This window comes from Neobacillus sp. 204, from assembly GCF_046562815.1.
Lineage (GTDB): Bacteria > Bacillota > Bacilli > Bacillales > Cytobacillaceae > Neobacillus.
Window position 1 is genome coordinate 33,317 of sequence record NZ_JBJORY010000020.1, and the last position, 20,006, is coordinate 53,322.

The following is a 20,006-nucleotide window of genomic DNA, read 5'->3' on the forward strand; positions in this document are numbered from 1 at the left end:
TCATTTTGTAATAACAGCACCATGGCTAACCTAATTTAATGAAAAAGGAGAATGTTAAAATGATTAAACCCTATTTAATGTTTAACAGAGAATGCGAAGAGGCTTTTCAATGGTATCAAAAAGCTTTTGATGGAGAAATGATAGCAATACAAAAATACGGTGACATGCCGGCAGATCCTAATTTTCCTATTACTGAGAGCGATAAAAATCTTGTGTTGCATGCACAATTAAAATTAACAGATTCAGGAATTATTATGGGCTCGGATGGAAAACAGGACTTTCCAAATAGTGAGAAAGTGGTCATCAGTGTCGAGCTTGACTCTGAAGAGCGTGCTAAACAGGCATGGAATGTCCTCCAAGATGGCGGGTCCGTTCATATGGATCTTCAACCAACATTCTTTGCCAAGCTGCATGGTTCTGTGAAGGACAAATTTGGAGTTAGTTGGATGTTTACAGTAGAATAAGTACGGTAACGTGGAAGCTATCAAATAGAAATAACATAAAATTGATTTTTGGATACAGTGGAGGACCTTAATAAAAAAAGAAACGTGCACGGAACCATCCTGCATTCGGATAAGGAATTCCAGTACACGTCTAAAAAATACAACAAACGACTAAACCATCGTGCTCCAGTTGAATATCGGATCACGATGGCTGCATAGTCTTTTTAGAGCTGTCTACTTGACGGGAATTGAAATCGAATGTTATACCCTTCTAAATGATTTTTGGTCAAAGTGAGGTCAACAAATTAGTACATTTCCCATTTCCCCAACCTGTATAGTATAAAACTAGACAAACTACTGGAAAATGAGTTTACATTCTTTTCTCTATGTGATTTTTAGCTAATAAGACTTTTCTATTTATAACTGCATTTTCTATAGGAACTAAGCTGATAGATTAATTGACATCTATTCAGCTAAAATTTTATTAACGTTACAAATTGGCATCTTTTTAAAACAGACCTTAGGTGACTAATAAAAAAATTTGTTTTTTTGTAAATTCATTTACCAATAGAATCGAGATTAAACTCCCCACCATGGTAAATCCGCAAAAGGATAATAGTCTAGATCGTCCTTCTTAAGCGCTTTTAAAAATCCTTCAAAATTATATTCTGGTTGGAATCCTAATACCTCCTTCGCTTTATGAATAGGCCAATATGTATTTCCCCAAATTGACAGGATTTCTTCTACGTTAATACCTTTTTCGGTAAAAATTTCATTGGCACCTGGATAATATTTTTCAATCACTTTTCTTGGGTTTGAAAATAATTCAGTTTCATCTTCACAAGAGTATGGAACGTCTGACATTATATTAAAAGCATCCAGTCCGATATTTTCATTTTCCAATGCTAAAATAAAAGCAGAAGCAACATCCCGATCATCGACTCCCCCCTTTATGAGCCGAAATCCATATCGAATAAAATTCTCAGGTACAAACATTCCTAAACGAAGCGAAATGGTCTTAATTCCATAAGTACGATAGTAGTATTCGGCCATATTTTCACCTAATCGTTTGCTTAAACCGTAAATATCTTTAGGAAGTAAAGCATGATCTTCAGTAACAGCCGCGTACTTCCCTTCTTGATGAGAAATGCTTTCACCATAAACTCCCATTGTACTGCAAAACACCACTTTAGCGACATTATTTTCTATAGCTGCTTGATAAATATTGTGTGTTCCAGTGACATTTAAGTTCCAAAAATCATCAGCTGTATATTTAGACAAATGGATACCATGAAGTGCTGCCCCATGAACAATCGCATCTACGTTTTTTGTAGCCTTTCTAATAAAGGTACTATTTGTAACATCGCCTTGAATAAATTCATAAGGGGTACCATCTATTTTTCTATAATCTAACAAAATTGGTTCATGCCCTTTTGTACTCAAAGCTGGAGCCAGAACTTTCCCTAAGTTTCCTCCAGATCCCGTAATTAAAACTTTCATTTATATCCTCCTCTCTTTAATCTACCGCTTTTATTTAACAGGATTTATTAGATTGATATATTCCAATTCTTCTTTACTTAGTAACGGACGGACAGAAGCGCCAAAATTCTGTTCTACTTGACGTGTCGATTTTGCTCCAGGAATAGCGCTTGTAACTGCCGGATGGGAAAGTACAAATTGTAGTGCCAATTGTCCAAGAGTTCGATTTTCTCTCTCTAATTCTTTAAGTTTTTCAATTTTTTCTAATTGGTGTTCAAACCATTTTCGATCCCAATGTTGACGAACATCATTACCTGTAAATGTTGTTTCTTTTGTGAACTTTCCTGTTAACAAACCCTTTTGTAATGGGCCTCGAACAACAACACCAATATTCTCTTCAAGGCAATATGGAAGAATTTCTTTTTCTGCTGAACGATTCAAAATACTGTATTCCACCTGTAATACATCAATAGACTTGTTACAATTAAACTCTTTTAAATATTCAAAATTATCAGTAGAAACTCCCACTGCCTTAACCTTTCCATCATCCTTCAATTTTTCAAAAGCTGTAAGAAAAGCCTCTGTTTCCTGTTCAACATGCCACCAAATATGGCAGAAATACACATCAATATAATCTGTTTTTAAACGTTTTAAACTATCTTCAAATGCCTTAATCACTTTTTTAGGGCTTTCATAAATCGGTTCAGGTTTCCGTGAATGCCCCATGAGTCCCCCCTTTGTGGAAAGAACAATCTGATCTCTTTTTCCTTTTATCAGTTCACTGACCAATTTTTCACTGTGGCCTGTACCATAAACATCGGCCGTGTCAAAAAAATTTACGCCTAATTCATACGCACGACTCATAGCATTAATAGATTGTTCATCATCTACTGGCCCCCATGCATCTCCCCCAATAGCCCATGCTCCAAAACCAATTTCTGATACCATCAATTCTGATTTACCAAGTAAACGTTGTTCCATTTATACTTACCCCTCTCTTAAAATACAATTATTTGTTCAAACGTGACTCTGGCGTAAATCTTTAATACTACTTTGTCAATTCTCAATTTAAAAATATTAATTATCTACTATTTCCAAACAACTCTCTCTTTCTTGTACTTTTACGAACAACGGCCTTTCACTACCATGAGGGGTATCTGGATAATGTGTAGATATATACAATTGCCCCTGAAAATCTCTAAATAAACTCGAATGTCCAGCGTTTCTATCCATCAATAACACTTCATCATGTGTCCACGGGCCAACTAAATTACCACTCTTGGATCTAGCTACAGCTACAGTATATCCGCCATAGCTTGTATCGCTATAGTTTGGTTTAGAATAACTTGACCATAGCATAATTAAATCGCCATTTATCGCCTCGTACATAAACGGAGCATCCGTTAGAAACCCAACTTTCTCAATGCGCGGATCACAAAAGTGTCGAATCCACTCCATTGACGCTGCGTTTAAAATCTCGACAGCCTCTCCGAACGATTTCTTTAGTTCTTTATTTAATCGAATAGCTTTAATTTTCCCTTCATACTCTTGTGTCCACTCATGACAAAATACAATCCATCTTTGCCCGTTGCGATCCTCATAAAATGTCCCATCCAAGCATTCCCAATTATTTGGAGTAACAGGACCCTTACTGTGGACCTTGTATGACCCCCCCGGATGATCAGACACTAAAATACCTGTCCCGCGAGATTCTCCAATTCCCCCTTTGAACGTTGCAAACATGTAAAAACGTCTATCTATTTCAAATACTTCGGGTGCCCAGAAATGCCTTACTCCCCAAAACCCCTTAGAAGGGTTAAAAGCTACGTATGGCCCTTCCCAATCAGCCAAATTTTCACCTACATATACCTCGAAAATAGGATCCTTATCCCCGCATCCATCAGCAAATGTAGTACCAAATAAGTAGTATTTGTTTTCTTTTTCAAAAGGAAAGACGAATGGATCCCTTATATGGATTTCATCCGTTTTTACTTTTCGAATTGTTCGAAATCCTTTTTCCATTTCGCACCTCCTATATATCAAGCTCCTCTTTACAAAGGATGAAAAAATCGTGATCTCTTTTTAATTTTTCGCAAAGTCTGTTTTGCATCTATTGTTGTTTTTCTTATAAGTATTTCAACCCGTATTTATAAATATTTCATGGCATCCTTTCGTCAAAAACATTACCAAAAATCGCCTTGTAATCTTGGTAAATGACCTTTAATATGATTCAAAAACAATAAAGTTTACTAAAAGATCCTTCGCAAATGAATTAAATTGTTCCTGGGTGCCACATATTGTTGATTTCTTTAATTTTTTCTAAATCACATTTTGGCTTCCGGTCATATGTTAATAATCCATTTATTTCTTGCTCAACATCCGTTAACTGAGTATAGCAATAGCCGTATAAAATTTTAGAGCTGTAAATAGCTTTCATAATTCGTTTGTAATCATCAAGGAATTCTTCATTATTTTGAACAGAAGTATATCCCCAACCTGAGTCATCACCAGCTTTAAAACCAATACCACCAAATTCTGTTAAGAGAATCGGCTCTCCAACATGTTCAAAACCATCAGCATATATCCCTCTTTTTGCAGGTTTTGAAGAAAGAATCGATTCTTTTGTCTCCAGATCTTCCTTATACTTTTCGTACTTTTCAGTTTCACTTTTAGATCCATGGTTATAGTTATGAATGGCACAAATATCTGTTTTTGTAAGCTCCCATCCATCATTTGAAATTACAAGGCGAGTGGGATCAATCGAATGGATCAGGTGATACATGCCCAATGAATGGTGTTGCTGTTGGCGGTTGTCACGAACATTTGGAATCCCCCAGCTCTCATTAAGTGGTACCCAAGCAACAACTGACGGATGATTATAATCTCGTTCAATAATTTCAATCCATTCTCTTGTAAGTCGTGCAACTGCATCTTCATTAAAAGAAGGCGACGATGCACACTCACCCCAAACAAGGTAACCTAATTGGTCAGCCCAATAAAGGAAGCGCGGGTCCTCTACCTTTTGATGTTTACGGCAGCCGTTAAATCCCATAGATTTTGAAAGTTGAATATCCATGATAAAGTCTTCATCCGTCGATGCTGTGAGGAGACTTTCTGGCCAATATCCTTGATCTAATACTAACTTTTGGTAATATGGTCGATTATTTAGGTACACCATACCATTTTCGATGTGGATTTTTCTCATACCAAAATAAGAACTAATTTCATCTAGTAATGTTCCATCTTCTTTCAATTTTACTTTTACATCGAAAAGATTCGGATTCTCTGGTGTCCAGTTCCATCCATCACGATGGAAGCTAGTACGAAAGATTTTATGTTTATATAAATTAAATGATCGTTTGAAATATTTTTCGTTGATTGAGATCGTGTCACTTACTACTCTTTCCCCATTAAATTTAATTTCAAATTGAACAACCAATTTAGTTAAGTTCCCAGAAACTTCAAACTCAACCCCTATTTCTCCTTGATCTACATCAGGTGTAAACTTTAATTTTGATATATGTGTTGAATTAATTGCTTCTAACCAAACGGTTTGCCAAATACCAGTTGTACGGGTATACCAAATTCCTTCAGACTTCTCAATCCAAGACTGCTTCCCACGTGGAATGGTTTCATCTGTTGAGGGATCTTCTACCTTAATGACAATCGTTCCTTTTCCTTCAATTAAATAATCCGTAACATCAAATGAAAAAGCAGTATGACCTCCTTCGTGGAACCCAACAAATTGTTCATTTACATAGACCCAAGCACGATAATCTACCGCCCCAAAATGTAGGATGACTCGTTGACCCTTCCAGCTAGCAGGAATTTCAAATTCTCTCTTATACCAAACGACATCATGGAAAGTCAGGTCTTCAATTCCACTTAGTTTGGTCTGGTATGCAAATGGCACTTTAATTTCCTTATTAAATGCGTTGCTTGTTTGTTTGAACCATTTTTCCTCTGTTCCAATGTTCTCATCATCAAATGCAAATGCCCAAACTCCGTTTAGATTCAGCCAATCTTTACGAACAAGTTGTGGTCTTGGATACTCTTGACGAAAGTTCATCTTCTTCTCTCCCTAGACGATAAGTTTTATTAAATACGTAATAAATTGTGTTTCATTCTACTAATCTATCTAGACGCTCCCTCATCAGCTTCACCATAGGCGCGTTTACATGCTATTTTTGTTTCTATTTAACATTAACCCCATTAGACATTTTTCGATTCCAATTATAATGTCTCGACCTTAGTTTATTAGGACTTTCAAGCAGTTCATCAGGATTACAATGACTTGTACCTGGGTAGGAACCTGTTCCCAGTTCAATGGCATCCAATCCTGACTCCTTCACATAATCAAGCATTTCTTCAAAGCCTTTACTTCCAAACAGTACTGTAAATACACCTAATTTCATTTTCGTTCCCTCTTGTTATTTTCTAATATAGTAGTTTAATATATACGATTTTTTAGATTAATAGTAAGAGTGATTTAAAACTTCACTCCACCTTCCTGTAATCCGGAAATAAACCTTCTTGTTAATAATAAAAATAATATTATCATTGGAATAACAGTAATAACACCGCTTGCAGCCATTAAAGCCCAGTTGGTTCCATATTTGCTGGTAAAGTTTAAATATTGGGTAGAAACAGTTCTTACCTCTTCTGTTTGCAAAATTGCATTTGCAAGGAAAAATTCGTTCCAGGTTCCGAGTGCAGAAAAAATGGAAACAATAATAAATGCTGGCTTGCTAAGCGGAAGAATGATTCTAAAAAAGGCTCCGAGTGTCCCACAGCCATCTACTCTTGCGGATTCTAGTAATTCCTTAGGAATTCCTACCATGTAGGCTCTTAATAAAAACACGTTAAAAGCAAACCCTCCTCCAACGTATGGAATAATTACCCCCCAATACGTATTAATCAGGTTAAACTTTACAGCCATGAAAAAGATTGGAATAAAACCCATTGGGAGGCTCATGGATATGAATAAGTAACCTAAAAAAATATTTTTTCCTGGAATAATTAAATGGGATAGTGCATAAGCAGCCAATCCAGAAAGTATACAAACTAATATCACAGTTGCTCCCGTAATAATAAGTGTGTTGAGATAGGCTACACTGTAATTCCCCTGTTGCCATGCAATGGAATAATTCTGAAGTGTCCATTCAGTGGGGAACCCCATTGGATTTTTAATAATTTCAGTTTTTGTTTTGAATGAATTAATAAATAACAGATACATAGGAAATAGGGCATAGATCGCTACAAGTGCTAAAGGGATATGACGCCAAGGCAGTTTTCTCTTCATTTATACTTCCCAGCCTTTCTTTTTCGTTAAGTAGGCATAAACAGCAATGATAATAATAGCAACAAACATTTGAAAAAGAGCAACAGCTGAGGCATATCCTGCTCTCCTTCCCGTTGTGCTCAGGTTATAGAAATAAGTAGACAAGGTTTCCGTCACATGGGCTGGGCCCCCATTGGTCATAACGTATACCATTTCAAATGCCCCGAAGGAACCTAACATGGTTAATAAAACAATAATCGTCAATGTCGGTCTTAACTGAGGGACAATGACGTGCCACATGATTTTAACCCTTCCTGCTCCGTCCATTTTCGCTGCCTCTTCTAGGGAAGGGTCCATTTGCGTCATGGCTGCCAGAAGCCAGATTACATTGGTTCCAAACCCTTTCCACATATCGGCTATTAGCACAGAAAATAGTGCAAGAGCTGGTATAGTTAATCCCGGCCATTCTAAAAATTTGAGACCAACCTTATCAAGATAAAAATTAACACCGCTAAATGGATTATAAATCCAGAACCAGATTTGTCCGGCTACAGTGACAGTTATAATAGATGTAGAAAAATAGGTTGCCTGATAAAGGGTTTGTCCCCTTTTAACTTTTCGCAATAAATGTGCTAAGACAAAGGCAAGTGTGATTGGAATTGTGATCCAGAATGCTGCCCATTTTATGTTATTGAGAAAGGCTGTCCATACTATTGAATCTTGGAACGCCTCGATGAAATTTCTTAGACCAATAAACTTTGGAGTGTTTAAACCATTCCACTCAGTGAAAGGCAAATATAAAGACATGACGGCAGGAAGGGTCACAGCTAAAATATGAAATAATAGTCCTGGGACAATAAACATCCAGCCAATCCATCTTTCCTTTTTTAGCCTTCTTTTGGGTTTTACTTCTCGTTTTATTACTAATTTTGCTGTACTTTCATTTAAGTTTGAAATTTCCATGTTCCTCCCCCTTTGTTGGTAAAAAACCCGAAGGTATCTACATGAATAAATAGATACCTTGAGCTAATCAGTATTTTAATAGTTTTCTAATTTATAAAGGGTTCCATCCTTTGCGTCTTTTTCCTTCTGTTTTTGTAATTTTTTAAGCCAGTCTATAACAGACGTCTTTTTCAAATACACACTAGCGAAATCGTTTTCTAGAACTTCTACAACGCTTGGCGATGCATAAGAATAGGTTTGATAGCCAGATTCGCCCTTAGCGGCTGCCTCATTAATAAGATCTAAAGCCTCTTTAACATTTGGCCTAAAGTTCATACCGCTATAGTCTGCTTTAATTGGCTCAACGATTCCATTTTTGGCCATAGCTTGGACTACCTCTTTATGAAAAAAATAACTTAACAATTCAGCCACTTCTTTTTTATGTTTGGACTTGGCATTAATAGTAAAACCACCCCCAATACCCAATGGAATGATTGGTTTACCATCTGGAGCCCAGCTTGGAAATGGTGCATAACCTACTTCAAAATCAGTTTTGAGGTCTGAAGCTAAGCTCCAGGTCCCGTCTAATTTCATCGCCGCTTTGCCGGTGATAAATAACTGCGTCGCATCTGTTTGAGAAATAGCCTGAGATTTTTTGTTGGTCACATGTCCTTCATTCCAGAAATCTGAGTATCGTTGAACGGCCTCTACAATTTTAGGGTCAGTCCATTTTTTATCACCAGAGAAAAGTTGTTTTGCCCCTTCTTTGCCTAGGACACTATTTACCATACTCGAAACCCACCAGTCGTCGCATCCTGCACAATCGGATGTACCCCACGCAAAAGGTATAATACTCTTACTTTCCATTTGCTTAACGAGTGCTGTGACTTCATTATAATTTGTCGGTACTTTCCAGCCATTTTTATCAAACATTGTTTTATTATACACAAGCATTAGGCCTTCATAGTTCCAAGGAATCCCAATATATTTCCCATTAAATAAATAGGAATTTTTTGCCCAGCCAAACATATCTTTATCGTATTTATATTTTTCATAGTATTTATTCAGTGGCTCAATGTATCCCTGTTTATAAGCTTCTTCCGCTTCAAAAGGTCCTTGTAAAATTAAATCTGGAGCTTCCCCTGCTGCAAGTGCCGTTCCCATTTCCTTAACTGTCACTTGTTTTAATTTAATTTTCGGATGATCTTTTTGATATAAGTCATACATGACTTTTAATGCTGAACTTTCCTCACCCCATATATCTGCATTCGGTACTTTTATAACATTTGCTTCGTCTCCCGAAGCTTTATTACTGCAGGCTCCAAGGACAAGACTTGAAAGTAATGCTGTAGATAAAGCGATTAATTTAAATCGGTTTCCTAACCCCATCGTTTTTCCTCCTTTTTTATGCCACACCAGGTTTAATAAAAGATTGAAGAAAAGCTGCAGAATCAAGATAAGACTGTTCTGGATCACCGGAAATTTCACATTCGATAGACATGAATTGATTAAAGCCAATTTTTTGAAGGGTGTTAAAACTGGATTCAAAATCGATATGTCCCTGACCAGGCATTAAACGGTTGCTGTCAGCTAAATGAACGTGACCAATTAAATTTCCAGTAGCGAGGATACTTTCTGATATATTAGCTTCTTCGGTATTCATATGGAAAAAGTCTGCAAGAATTTTAACGTGTGAGAATCCGCCTTCATTAATCAAGGAAGCAGCTTGTTCTAATCTATTAATCATATGGTCTTCATATCTATTAAGAGGTTCCAAGAATAAAGTGCTTCCTGCTTCTTTCGCCAATACATCCAGTTTGTTTAATGAATCTAATAATGTTTCACGGTCATCTTCCATTGATCTTGGAGGAGAAAATGGAGGAAGTTTTCTGGAGAAAATTCCAAAGGCTGCAGGTACAATGACACCTGTTGCACCAATTTCTGCTGTATATCGAAAGATTTCACCAATATCAGAGATTGCCTTTTTTCTTTCTTCTTCTTCAAAAGCTCCGATCCATCCTCGGTAACCGCCACAAATGGAGCTGATTGGAACCCCAGTTGAGCTTATTGCCTGTTTAATTTCAGCAAAGCGATCAATTAGAACATTCCCGCCAATCTCTAATCCTTCAAAACCCAATTCTCTTACTTTTGTTAATTTCTCCTTAAAGCTTTCCCCAAAGAATCCACGGTCCTGCGTAGCTAATTTCATGATTCTCCTCCTTTAAATTCAGATTTATATGAAGGGACTAAGAATTTCCAGCCCCATTTCCTTTTTCTTAAAATTTAACCCCAAGCTTAACGCTTTTATCTGGGTGAAGATCTACGTAGCTTTCATAACCTTCTGCAGAGTCTTCAAATGAAACTACTGGTTCTACGATTCCCTCGCAATTAAGTAATCCTTCCGAAAGCATCTTCCAGCATGTCTCTTCAATACGTCTCCAGCTCCAGCGAGGATAATCAGGATTCGGCTCGCTGCATGCCCTTGAGAAGATGATCTTCGCGTTGTTAAAATGTGCTTCCCTTCCAAGATCCAAACCGCCTCTAAACGGTCGTGCCCACCCAACAAAAGCGATGGTACCTCCATATGCTAATCCTCTTAAAGCCTGCTGAAGGGCAAATTCATTCGCGCTTGTTTCAATGACGACATCTACACCCATTTTATTGGTAGCTTTCTTTAATTCTAGTCCTACATCTTGATTGATTGGATCAAATGCTTCATCCGCCCCTGCACGTATTGCAACATCGCGGCGTTTTTCAATTGGATCAATAACCGCAACATAACTAGCTCCTGCCAATTTTGCAAATTGGGCGGCTAACTGCCCAATAGCTCCTAAACCAATAATGGCTACTCGGTCACCTGCCCTGACATGTGCGTCCCGTATACCGCCCAATGCAAATTGTGCAGGGTCGAAGCATACTGCATTTTTCCAAGACATGTCTTCAAGCATTTTTAATAAATAAAAATTATCAATTGCGTTTACAATCTGGGTTTCTCTAACTCCGCCATAGCCGCAGACCCTCTCGCCTACCTTGTAATCCAATACATCAGAACCTACTTCTGTAATCATACCAACCCACTGATTTCCAAGATTCCATTTTCCAAACTCTACACCTTTGTTTTCTCCCTCCGGCCGCGGTAGGAATGTATGCCATTCTTCATCATAATAGTCATCCATATGAGGACTTTCGCCTCTAAATCCAGCCAGCTCTGATCCATGTTTAGGGGAAGCATACTCAACCTGTACTTTTACCTCATTTGACTTAATTGGACGGTCCTCGTAATCTAAAATGTCAGCCTTATGAGGTGCTACTGCCACTAATTGTTTTAACATTTACTAATTCCTCCTCAGAAAATTCTGATTTTCTATTTTAAAATTTTTTCTTCATGGACTAGTTAACTTTCGGAACCCTTTGTTTCTCTTCACCTGGCTCCATATTATTAATAGATGGCCAACCATTCTTCCAAATGATTGGATCAATCATCAATACTCTTCTTGGTGCCCCGCTTTTCATCCAAGGTTTTTCCTTTTCGTAGGCATGGTAGACCATCCAATCTGTCCCATTACCATCCTTAATAACAGCATTGTGGCCTGGCCCTACGAATTTACTATTTTCTCTTCCTAGTAAAATAATCGTTCCTCTGCTATAAAGAAGTTCATTTCCGGCCTTATCCTTATAGGGACCTTTAAGTGACTTCGACCGTCCAACCTCAACATTATATGTGCTTTTAGATCCCTCGCAGCAAGATCCGTTAGAATCAAATAAATAGTAATAGCTGTTATGTTTATAAATGTAAGGTGCCTCAAAATCATTTCCTGCAATTTGAAACGGTTTTCCTTTTATCGTCAAACGGTCTTTACTCAATTCAACTCCATAAATACCATGGAAGCTTCCCCAAAATAAATACGGTATCCCCTTATCAACAAATAACATTGGATCGATTGAATTTTCGACGCCAATTTCATTGCTTGTAAATAGTTTTCCATGATCTGTAAAGGGTCCCTCCGGTGAATCGGAAACCGCCACACCTATCCCCGGACTACTATCACCCCAAACGGACAAAGCATAATACATGTAATATTTGCTTTTGAAATAGGAAACATCCGGGGCCCATAATCCACCATCTTTCCACGTGGGACGAGATTCTTTTGCAAAAGCATCCCCTATATACTTCCAATCAACCATATTTTTCGAGCGCACAATAGGGATATATTTAAGGCCTTTATTATCATCCCATTTATCTTCCGTTCCATAGGCATAAAAGTAGCCATTTGAAGCTTTGATAATGGATGGATCGGCCAATACCGGCTTAAACACAGGATTTTGAAAATAATCATGAACACGGACGAAAATAATGCTAGCCAAAATGGTCAGTATTATTGCAAGGCTTGAAATGATTACAACTACCTTTCTCTTTTTTGCTGCCATATCAATCAATTTCCTTTAGAGAAACCCAGGATCTTTTTTCATGGCTTTCTAAAATCGCCTCAACAATTTCCATGACCCTATGTCCATCCTTTAAGGTGGCGAAATGGGATTGATCTATTGTTTCTTTCCCTTCCATTACAGCCGTATAAAAATCAATAAATAGATTTTTTAGCCCGTCCGGCCAGCCCTCCTCATGACCTCCAGGATAATGAGCTGCTTTTGCGGCATTATGGTGTAATAATGATGGATCTCTTAACAGCTCTTGGTTTGGTTCATCTCTTTTACCAATCCAAAGCTTATTTGGTTTCTCCTGGTCCCAAGACACGGATCCTTTTTCAAAGGCAATATCAAAAAAAAGTTTATTTTTCCTCCCTCCACTGACCTGGGAGACAGTGAATACTCCTTTTATTCCATCCTCAAAATGAACAAGCACACTGCCGTAGTCCTCTGTCTCGATTTTAACCTGCAGCATTTCTTCAGAATCGGAGTTTTCAAATGTAAAAGCTTCAGTGACCGGTTTTAAGCGTACCGGATGAACCGTCTTTAAATCAGCGAATACCTCAACAATTTTCTTTCCTAAAATAAATTGAATCGTGTCACACCAATGTGAGCCAATATCAGCAATTGCCCTTGATTTCCCGTTTCGTTCCGGGTCCAAACGCCAGTTATAATCGGTTTGGTATAATAACCAGTCCTGAAAGTATCCGCCAAATACGTGATGTACTTGCCCCAACTCACTACCCTCTGTTAATTCTTTTGTTTGAATAACCAAAGGGTAATGCCGATAGTTAAAACAAATTCCGCTTACCACATTAGCTGATTGGGCCAGCTCCGCTAGTTCCTTGGATTCCCTGCTATTCATTGCCAGTGGTTTTTCGGACATTAAATGCTTGTTTTGTAATAATATCTTTTTATTTATTGTGTAATGGAGATAATTAGGTGTACAGTTATGGATTGCCTCGATTCCAGGATCATCTATAAGCTCATCGACTGTTGAATATATCCTGTCAATACCATATTTTTCAGCCATTTTCTGAGCTTTTTCTAAACTGCTCCCTGCTATTCCAATTACCTCGACAAACGGAATCCTGCTTAATGCTTCAATATGTGAATTGGCTGAGAATCCTGTGCCAATGATTCCAATTTTAACTGTTCTCAAGATTTTTCCTCCTTTCCTTTTAAATATTGACAGGAGGACTATCGCTCCATTTTTTATTTAGATTTCTAAATTGGGTAGGTGATATTCCAACATAATTCTTGAACAGTCTAGTAAAACCCGGAATTGCCGGATAACCAACAGCGTGTGCAATTTCAGTAATAGACATTTCAGTTGAAATTAACAATTTCCTTGCGCGATCTATTTTCATCTCACGTTGTACATGCATGGGCGATTTGCCAAAAAGCTCTTTAAAACGATTGCTTATATAGGTAGGATGTAAATGGAACTGGTTTGACAATTCTTGTAAAGAAAGTTCCTTTTCGGGATTGGTTACAATTTGAGTGAGTATGCTTATAAACCCCTGCGAATGATTTCGCTCGAAACTTTCTTCGTGTGAGTTCATAATACTTTTTAATAATAGGTAGAGAATTTCATGGGATTTTGCTTTTTTAAGGATGGTCTTGATGAGAAAATCTTCTGTGAAGGAAATATTCTTATACTCTAAAAATACCTTTTCAAACTCTTCAGAGTTCGTTAATTTAAATGTGATTGGGAGGTTAAATATTTTTAAGACATCGAGTGCATTTCCTATTTCATATGTAAAGTGGCACCATAAAAAGATAGTTTCCTCTTCCGTTTCTTTATAATGGTCATGCTCGATATAAGGCGGAATGATGACAACCGTACCTGGTAATAGCATATATTCATCTTTCCCAACCCTTAGCTTTGCCTCGCCCTTTTTTATATAAGACATTACATAGCAAGAAAGCCTCCTGTTAAACGTCTTCATTTCCGTTCTAATATGAATATCAAATTCTACAATTGAGAGTTCTGCACTTTGTAATAAAAAATCAATCTGTTGACCCACCTTATAGTTTTTCTCCCTTCTAAACGGTAATTTTTCAACCTTTAAAAGTGTTATTTAACTTTATCACATTTTTGGAAAGCGCTTTCAAAAATCATTATATGCTAAATTTTCTGATAATCAAATACCATTTATAAAGTGATATTTATCAGTTTTACAGGTTTTGAGAATTTAACAATTTATTGGATCAGCAAATAACTGGTTACAGTAATCAAAAAGGATCATCTTTTGTTCAGTTTGTAATAAAATATGACCATAGCTGCTGGTTCACATAATGTTTAGGATCATTTTGTAATAACAGTACTATGGCGAACCTAATTTAATAAGTTTATATTCATGAACAAATTTTAATGTTGACAATTATCAGATAATAAGCGAGAATGAACGCGTGTACATTCCAAGCAGGAGGTGAGATCTTGTCTAACCGAAAAGATGTTGCAAAATTAGCTGGGGTTTCTGAAGCCACCGTTTCACGAGTATTTAATAATATCGGCCCTCTACGTGAAGAAACAAAACAAAAGGTTTTGCAAGCAGCCCAACAGCTAAATTACCACCCTAATGCCATTGCTCAAAGCTTTGCACGTGGGAAAAGTAAGAACATCGGGGTCATTGTTCCTTATTTTCAAAAGGTAAATTTGATGTCGACCCATTATTTTTCGGAGCTTTTAAGTGGAATTGGTGCAAAGCTTAGTGAGTCTGGCTATGGATTGCTGCTTTTATTTCAACCCGCTGAAGAATCAAAGGATTATGTGAAGCTTTTTCATACTCAAAAGGTAGATGGATGCATCATCCTTGGTTCTAAGGATGTTCCTGGTGAAGTGAAAGCGATTGAACAACTACATCAATTGCAGCTCCCCTATTGTCTTGTAAATCAAACTTCTTCAGGCTATCCCTTTCATTCCATTGGTGCAGACCATCAAGAAGGCAGTTTTCAAGCTGTAACCTCCCTGTTGAAGAAAGGGTATCAACAGATCATTTTTTTAAATGGACCAAAGGAATTTTCAAATAGTATCGACCGATTAAAAGGATATAAGAGTGCCCTCCTTCATGCAGGGATTCCCTACCATCCTCAGTTCGTGTTCCAAGGGAATTACAGCCGGAAAAGCGGCTTTCAAGCTGCTCCTGGTATAGCTTCTTTGCTCCCAGATATGAAGGCTATTTTTGCTGGGAATGATCGAATGGCAATTGGACTTATGCAGGGTTTAGGTGAACTAGGCTACCAGGCAGGTCGTGATTATGCTCTTATTGGGTATGATGACTCTGATATATCAAGAATGACGTCTCCCCCACTTAGCACCGTTCAGGTACCGCTTTTTAATATGGGACAATTGGCCGCTGAAAAAGTTCTCCAAATGATTGCGCAAGGGCCCATGACAGAAATGAATGAACAATTGCCTGTTACCTTTATCGAACGGGCATCATCACAACTTTAAACAGCTTATAACAATCAATCTAAATAAAAATCTAGGATTCTTTTATTTCTTACCTAAGAAAAGGAGATTAGTGATGGAAACTGTAAGAATCGGAATGGTCGGATACAAATTTATGGGTAAAGCCCACAGTCATGCCTACCGGGATCTTCCCTTTTTTTTTCCCAACACCCTTTATCCTGAAATGAAGGTGATTTGTGGTCGTGACCAGAATGCTGTCGAAGCTGCAGCTAAGCAATTCGGCTGGGAGGAACAGACCACAGATTGGAAAACTCTTTTACAAAGAGAAGATATTGACCTCATCGATATTAATGCACCTAGTAATGTACATAAAGAAATAACGATTGCAGCTCTCCAAGCAGGAAAGCATGTGTTTTGTGAAAAGCCTCTAGCGCTGACATTAAAGGATGCAAGAGAAATGCTAGAAGTGGCGGAGGCTGCTGGGGTTAAGCATATGGTTGGATTTAATTATCGATTTGCCCCTGCTGTGATGCTGGCTAAAAAGCTTCTCGATGAAGGTAGGTTAGGTGATATCTATCATTTCCGCGCCTGGTTTTTACAAGATTGGCTTGTTGATCCAACCTTCCCTCTAGCCTGGAGACTTCAAAAAGAGATTGCAGGGTCAGGATCACATGGAGATCTTGGAGCCCATCTTATCGATTTGGCTCACTATCTGATTGGTGATATCACTGAAGTGATTGGAATGAGCAATACTTTTATAAAGGAAAGACCACTTCCTATTCAGATGACTGGCTTATCAGCGAAAGGTAGTAATAATGAAAAAGGCGAGGTTACGGTTGATGATGCTACCCAATTTTTAGCCCGTTTTGCTAACGGCGCGATAGGAAGCTTTGAAGCTACACGATTTGCTACAGGGCATCGCTGTAAGAATTCCTTTGAAATCAATGGCAGTAAAGGGAGTGTTATCTTCGATTTTGAACGGATGAATGAGCTGCAAGTCTATTTCGTAGATGATAGCGAAGATGTTCAAGGCTTCCGCCGCGTATTAGCGACTGATCCTTCCCACGCATTTTCTCAAAACTGGTGGCCACCAGGACATACGATTGGCTATGAACATACGTTCATTCATGAAATGGTTGAGTTGATGGATGCTCTCCGTGAAGATCGGCAGCCCGTTCCTAATTTTCGTGATGGCGTAAAGTGTCAAGAAGTCTTGGAAGCTGTTGATCTATCAATTGAAAGGCGTCAATGGATCCGCATTTCTGAAGTATAAAACATGAAAAGGAGTGCTTTTATAATGAAAAAAACGGCATTGATTGTTTGGGGCGGATGGGATGGCCATCAACCAGAACAGGTTGCAGAAATCTTTAAAGGAATTCTTGAGGAAGAAAACTTTCGAGTGGAGGTTTCCCATACACTGGAGGCATATGCAGACACGGAAAAGCTGAAATCTTTGGATCTAATTGTTCCCCATTGGACAATGGGTGAGATTAAAAATAAATATGCCTTAAATATTTCTGAAGCGGTTATGGCTGGGGTTGGTTTAGCAGGATGCCACGGCGGAATGTGTGATTCCTTCCGCAATAATGTGGATTGGCAATTCATGACTGGCGGGAACTGGGTAGCACATCCTGGTAATGATGGGGTGGAATATATGGTGAACATCAAGCACTCTACTAGTCCGTTAGTAGAGGGCATCAACGATTTTAAAGTTGTCAGTGAGCAATATTATCTTCATGTCGATCCAGCAGTTGAAGTGTTAGCGACCACTCGCTTCCCAGTGGTTCACGGTCCTCATGCTGCCAATAAGGCAGTCGATATGCCTGTTGTTTGGACAAAACGCTGGGGGCTTGGAAATGTTTTTTATAGTTCATTAGGCCACCAAGCAAACATCATCACTATGCCAGAAGTTACGCTGTTGATGCGCCGCGGATTTTTATGGGCTGCCGATGGTAAGAAACGAGCTGAAGGTATGGAAGTAGTCGCTCTTAATGGAAAAGGGCGTGTATTTACAGGTATGGGAGACAGTCAATAATACTAGATCGAAGCAGTGACCTAGACGATTAAACAGGAGGAACCAATAGTGAAAAAACTTAAAATCGGTATCATTGGATGCGGAAATATTAGTTCTATTTATATGGAAAATTGCCAGAAGTTCCCCCACCTCGAACTCGTGGCTTGTGCAGATTTAGATGTACAGCGGGCACAAGCCCAAGCTGACAAATTTGGTATTCCTAATACTTATTCGGTACAAGAACTGCTAACTGACCCTGACATTCAATTAGTCATCAATTTAACGATTCCAAAAGCCCATGCCTCCGTTTGCCTTCAAGCACTCGAAGCAGGAAAGCATGTTTATACCGAAAAACCTCTGGCTAGTACACGAGAGGAAGGCAGACTTATTCTAGAAACAGCCAAGAAGCATAATTTGTTCGTTGGCAGTGCACCAGACACTTTCTTAGGTGCTGGTATTCAAACCGCTATCGATTTAATAGAGCAAGGTGAAATTGGCGTCCCTGTTGGTGCTTCGGCCTTCATGATTTGCCGCGGCCATGAACATTGGCATCCTGACCCTGCTTTCTATTATGATGTCGGCGGCGGACCCATGTTCGATATGGGACCCTATTATTTAACAGCATTAGTTGCTCTTTTAGGACCTATCAAACGAATTTCTGGTTCGGCCCGTATCAGTTATCCAGAACGAACGGTCACTAGTAAACCTAAGGCTGGAACGAAGATTCAAGTCTCTACCCCTACTCATTTATCAGGTGTGATTGATTTTACCTCAGGTGTGATCGGAACGATTACTACAAGCTTTGATGCCTTTGGCGGAACATCTTTGCCCCCTATCGAAATCTATGGTAGTGAAGGTACAATATTGGTTCCAGATCCAAATACATTTGACGGTCCTGTCCGTATCAGAAAACGTGATGAAAAAGAATTTGTGGAGGTCCCACTGTCAAATGGGTATGTCCAAAACAGCAGAGGGCTTGGTGTCGAAGATATGGCCAAAGCCATCCTCGAGGGCGGTACCTATCGTGCTACTGGCGAATTAGCCTACCATGTTTTAGAAGCGATGCACGGTCTCCATGACTCATCGGAAACTGGAAAGCATTATATCATGGAAAGTACCTGTACCCAGTAAGGAGCCACAATCACGGGGACGGTTCATGTTGTCAAAACTACTCTCAGTTCATTCATGAGAACCGTTCCCCCGGCTTTATTTATTTTTTTGACGAAATAAATCAACAGATTTATACCCTTGTGATAAGATATCGACCATTTGTGCTTGTCGTTTCTCTTGGGTATTTTTTTGTTTAGCAGAAAAGATATAACGAGCCCAATCTTTTTGATAACCTGGAGTTAGGTCTTTAAAAAATTTGAGTTCATTTGGATATTCAGTTAAAACCGCTTCTATATCTTTCACATGATCCTCATAATCTGCTACACACTGACTTGCAGCGGATGATTTTTGGACTTTCTTTTTTTCCCGCTTTAAACCAATGACTGTAAACACATCATCCATACTGACCATCCGCGAAAATTTCAAATCGCTTTTATCTATATATCCATCTTCATCCACCTTCATAGCTGGAAAGATTTCATCTCTATGCACAAAGGTTTCATACCGTTTATTCCCTTTTTTCGGATAAGCAAAATATAAGTAGCCTTTTTCAAGTAATTGTTGTTCATTGATCATGCTTTGTGTATGTTTCACCATTTCGTCAATGGTTTCTACAAAGATGAAAATAGCATCATGGTCACCAGATAATGCCATCTGATATCCATTAAATATATCATAATCACTTGGTTGATTAAGAACGGCCATATTTGTATATTTGCCAAGATTTAATTTGTTGATAATTGTCATAACATTCTCCTTTATCTTTGATTGTTAAATTATAACCTTTTCCTGAAAGCGCCTCAATTAATCTATTGTCTCCGCCATATTTATTTCTTTCGTAAAAAACTGTTATCCTCCCTTCAGATCATTCTGTAAGCAGTATGGATTAGCTTT

At 38.3% G+C, this 20,006-nt stretch carries 18 protein-coding genes and 1 pseudogene; 5 read left to right on the top strand and 14 right to left on the bottom strand.

Annotated features, from left to right (window positions below; translation table 11 throughout):
- Window positions 1-59 precede the first annotated feature (59 nt).
- On the top strand, window positions 60-464 hold the full coding sequence (locus tag ACJ004_RS26930) for a VOC family protein (protein ID WP_410896165.1): 405 nt from the start codon (window positions 60-62) through the stop codon (window positions 462-464).
- 558 nt (window positions 465-1,022) lie between these two features.
- Here the strand turns inward: ACJ004_RS26930 and ACJ004_RS26935 are convergent.
- The 13 genes and pseudogenes from ACJ004_RS26935 to ACJ004_RS26995 all read right to left on the bottom strand — a co-directional run bounded on the left by ACJ004_RS26935 (window position 1,023) and on the right by ACJ004_RS26995 (window position 14,600).
- A complete protein-coding gene (locus tag ACJ004_RS26935; protein ID WP_410896166.1) occupies window positions 1,023-1,943 on the bottom strand; it encodes an NAD-dependent epimerase/dehydratase family protein in 921 nt (306 codons plus the stop codon).
- A 30-nt stretch (window positions 1,944-1,973) separates the two neighbouring features.
- Complete coding sequence (locus ACJ004_RS26940) at window positions 1,974-2,903, bottom strand: aldo/keto reductase (protein ID WP_410896167.1); 930 nt, start codon at window positions 2,901-2,903, stop codon at window positions 1,974-1,976.
- A 96-nt stretch (window positions 2,904-2,999) separates the two neighbouring features.
- Window positions 3,000-3,944, bottom strand: a complete 945-nt coding sequence (locus ACJ004_RS26945) for a glycoside hydrolase family 43 protein (RefSeq protein ID WP_410896168.1) — start codon at window positions 3,942-3,944, stop codon at window positions 3,000-3,002.
- A gap of 250 nt (window positions 3,945-4,194) precedes the next feature.
- Entirely contained in the window at window positions 4,195-5,991 is a 1,797-nt protein-coding gene (locus ACJ004_RS26950) for a glycoside hydrolase family 2 protein (RefSeq protein WP_410896169.1), read from the bottom strand.
- Window positions 5,992-6,175: 184 nt separating this feature from the next.
- A pseudogene (locus ACJ004_RS26955) lies at window positions 6,176-6,337 on the bottom strand (sugar phosphate isomerase/epimerase); the annotation flags it as partial.
- Window positions 6,338-6,411: 74 nt separating this feature from the next.
- Window positions 6,412-7,224 (bottom strand): carbohydrate ABC transporter permease, encoded by an 813-nt coding sequence (locus ACJ004_RS26960; protein WP_410896170.1) that lies wholly within the window; start codon window positions 7,222-7,224, stop codon window positions 6,412-6,414.
- Window positions 7,225-8,166 (bottom strand): carbohydrate ABC transporter permease, encoded by a 942-nt coding sequence (locus tag ACJ004_RS26965; RefSeq protein WP_410896171.1) that lies wholly within the window; start codon window positions 8,164-8,166, stop codon window positions 7,225-7,227.
- A gap of 75 nt (window positions 8,167-8,241) precedes the next feature.
- Entirely contained in the window at window positions 8,242-9,534 is a 1,293-nt protein-coding gene (locus ACJ004_RS26970; protein WP_410896172.1) for an ABC transporter substrate-binding protein, read from the bottom strand.
- Between the two features lie 16 nt (window positions 9,535-9,550).
- On the bottom strand, window positions 9,551-10,354 hold the full coding sequence (locus ACJ004_RS26975) for a sugar phosphate isomerase/epimerase family protein (RefSeq protein ID WP_410896173.1): 804 nt from the start codon (window positions 10,352-10,354) through the stop codon (window positions 9,551-9,553).
- A gap of 67 nt (window positions 10,355-10,421) precedes the next feature.
- Entirely contained in the window at window positions 10,422-11,477 is a 1,056-nt protein-coding gene (locus ACJ004_RS26980; RefSeq protein WP_410896174.1) for a zinc-dependent alcohol dehydrogenase, read from the bottom strand.
- A gap of 58 nt (window positions 11,478-11,535) precedes the next feature.
- On the bottom strand, window positions 11,536-12,573 hold the full coding sequence (locus tag ACJ004_RS26985; protein ID WP_410896175.1) for a family 43 glycosylhydrolase: 1,038 nt from the start codon (window positions 12,571-12,573) through the stop codon (window positions 11,536-11,538).
- 1 nt (window position 12,574) lies between these two features.
- The gene (locus ACJ004_RS26990) at window positions 12,575-13,732 is read right to left on the bottom strand and encodes a Gfo/Idh/MocA family protein (protein ID WP_410896176.1); all 1,158 of its coding nucleotides are present in this window, start codon (window positions 13,730-13,732) and stop codon (window positions 12,575-12,577) included.
- 19 nt (window positions 13,733-13,751) lie between these two features.
- Window positions 13,752-14,600 carry a helix-turn-helix transcriptional regulator gene (locus ACJ004_RS26995; protein WP_410896177.1) on the bottom strand — a complete coding sequence of 283 codons (849 nt, stop codon included), beginning with the start codon at window positions 14,598-14,600 and terminating at the stop codon, window positions 13,752-13,754.
- 413 nt (window positions 14,601-15,013) lie between these two features.
- On the opposite strand from ACJ004_RS26995, the gene ACJ004_RS27000 reads away from it, so the two are divergent.
- The 4 genes from ACJ004_RS27000 to ACJ004_RS27015 all read left to right on the top strand — a co-directional run bounded on the left by ACJ004_RS27000 (window position 15,014) and on the right by ACJ004_RS27015 (window position 19,133).
- The gene (locus ACJ004_RS27000; RefSeq protein ID WP_410896178.1) at window positions 15,014-16,030 is read left to right on the top strand and encodes a LacI family DNA-binding transcriptional regulator; all 1,017 of its coding nucleotides are present in this window, start codon (window positions 15,014-15,016) and stop codon (window positions 16,028-16,030) included.
- A gap of 73 nt (window positions 16,031-16,103) precedes the next feature.
- Window positions 16,104-17,261, top strand: coding sequence for a Gfo/Idh/MocA family protein (locus tag ACJ004_RS27005; protein ID WP_410896179.1), 1,158 nt, complete (start codon window positions 16,104-16,106; stop codon window positions 17,259-17,261).
- A gap of 24 nt (window positions 17,262-17,285) precedes the next feature.
- Window positions 17,286-18,023 (top strand): ThuA domain-containing protein, encoded by a 738-nt coding sequence (locus ACJ004_RS27010; protein ID WP_410896180.1) that lies wholly within the window; start codon window positions 17,286-17,288, stop codon window positions 18,021-18,023.
- A gap of 48 nt (window positions 18,024-18,071) precedes the next feature.
- Complete coding sequence (locus tag ACJ004_RS27015; RefSeq protein ID WP_410896181.1) at window positions 18,072-19,133, top strand: Gfo/Idh/MocA family protein; 1,062 nt, start codon at window positions 18,072-18,074, stop codon at window positions 19,131-19,133.
- Between the two features lie 75 nt (window positions 19,134-19,208).
- Here the strand turns inward: ACJ004_RS27015 and ACJ004_RS27020 are convergent, their stop codons facing one another.
- Window positions 19,209-19,859: a YdeI/OmpD-associated family protein gene (locus ACJ004_RS27020; RefSeq protein WP_410896182.1), complete on the bottom strand. Its 651-nt coding sequence runs from the start codon at window positions 19,857-19,859 to the stop codon at window positions 19,209-19,211.
- Window positions 19,860-20,006: the final 147 nt, after the last annotated feature.